This is a genomic window from Xanthovirga aplysinae (assembly GCF_009711365.1).
In the GTDB taxonomy this organism is placed as follows: domain Bacteria; phylum Bacteroidota; class Bacteroidia; order Cytophagales; family Cyclobacteriaceae; genus Xanthovirga; species Xanthovirga aplysinae.
In genome coordinates this window covers 1-1849 of record NZ_SMMB01000481.1, presented here as the reverse complement: position 1 = coordinate 1849, position 1849 = coordinate 1, and the positions used below count along the sequence as shown (strand labels likewise).

Genomic DNA, 1849 nt, shown 5'->3' with positions numbered 1-1849 from the left:
ATGGTAGCTAGCCTTCAAGCTACCTACAGATGTATCTGTGATTTGAGAAATCTCTTCGTATTTCATTTCATCGAAATATTTCATATTGAAAATTAATCGCTGTTTATCTGGTAGTTTTAGTAGGGCTTTCTGCAGTTTCAATTGGATTTCGTCCCCATCCAAATACGGACCACTTTCTACCATATGGGTCATTTCGTTTTCAATGTCTTTAATCGGTAGAAAAAATCGTTGTCTTTTTTTCTTTAAGAAATTAAGACATTCGTTGGTGGCGATACGGTAAATCCAGGTATAAAGCCCAGAATCTTGTCGGAAATTATGCAAATTTTTCCAGATCTTTACAAATACCTCTTGAACTAAATCATCGGCATCATCATGGTCAATTACCATTTTTCTAATGTGCCAATAGATACGTTTTTGATATTTGTTAACCAAAAGATTGAATCCGAAATTTCGGCTTTCCTCTTTTTTTATTTTCTCAATTAAATCCTTATCCTCCAAGCTGAAAAAATTAATTTTTCTTCAAAACTTTATTCCTCTGCAATTCTCCCTCCCTGAGCTTCTATGAAAGAGAAACTTTTGATTGCTGACTCATTATTATAAATCGAATCGGCAGTCGGTAAAATTTTTTCTTTTTATAAAGAAAATAGAGGGAGTGTTCTTCTCTCCGCAATGTCGGCTTCTTTAGACCTCAAGTAATGGTGAAATACCTGCAATTTTGTAGCCAATTCACCTTGTAAAGACTTAATATTTTCCCTATCTATCTAAATTTTAGACTTTATCACCCAGGTTCACAGGGAGTTTAAATCTTGGTTTATTCAGATAAAAGCCAGAATTATTTTCCCAAAATGAGGCAAGCGGTATCGCCTTACAAATTGGATTTGAAAGAAAGTAAACTGAAGGGAGAAACGAAAGAAATCTTAGATTATGATTTTAAGGTTTATATATTTACTGTCTTTTACCTTAATAATGATTTGAATTCTTTATCAAAAAGGAAGTGGAAAAGATTACGGTCACTTTTTAAGAAGTAAAATCATTTGTTCTTAGTTATAAAAGAAAAGCTTTCCTAAAATCATGTGTGGAAGATAATAGGAAAGTTGATCAATGTATTATATTACTAAGTTAATTTGAGAAGCTAGCCTAATTTAGTGTCTTAAAAATTAGTGCGGGATTAACTTAGAAGATTTTGTGGGGTTAAGCCTGCCATTGGGTGTGTACTTAAGAAGTTTTTTCTCTTCCTATGATATAGTCCATTAAGCCCACATTCTTCCCTTTTGCCCTTACCATTAGCAGGGGTTGCCTGAAATTGTGTTTTACCAACCGTTCTGCCGTGCTACCGATAAAAATTGCGGCTGTGGCTGTTTGCCCTTTAGCACCAATGACAATCAATTGGGCTTTGGTATCCTCAGACATCTGGTAAATGGCATTGGAGGGGTTGTCGTTTTTATCCAGTGAGAAATTTGGTTGAATTGGTACTCCTCGAGAATCAATGGAAGAAATAAATTTTTCATATTCCCTACGGGCATTGTTTTCCATGATCAGGGCAAATTCCTCATAGCTTTTTCCAGTATAATGGTAACCTACAGGTACTTTGTATACATTTTGGCAAATGATCGTAGCATCATTCTTTTTGGCAATGTTGATTGCCCTTGCAAGGGCGTTTTTCGATCTTTCAGAGAAGTCTGAAGGAACAAGAATCTTTGTCAATTTTTGTGGTTGGAAATTTTCTGGCACAAACAAAATTGAACAATCTGCTCTTCGTGCCAATCGGTGGATGGTAACTCCAGAACCCTTCAACTCACTTTTCCTTCCTACTACGATGAGATCTACACTCTCTTTATGGGATTTTTCA

General features: G+C 35.3%; 2 protein-coding genes. Both read right to left on the bottom strand.

The window, feature by feature from the left end:
• Positions 1-498 (bottom strand): RNA polymerase sigma factor (locus E1171_RS01975; protein ID WP_155203560.1); only part of this gene is annotated, 498 nt, incomplete at its 3' end.
• Positions 499-1215: 717 nt separating this feature from the next.
• Positions 1216-1849, bottom strand: a 634-nt coding sequence (locus E1171_RS01970) for a universal stress protein (RefSeq protein WP_187696185.1), incomplete at its 5' end; no start/stop codon positions are given.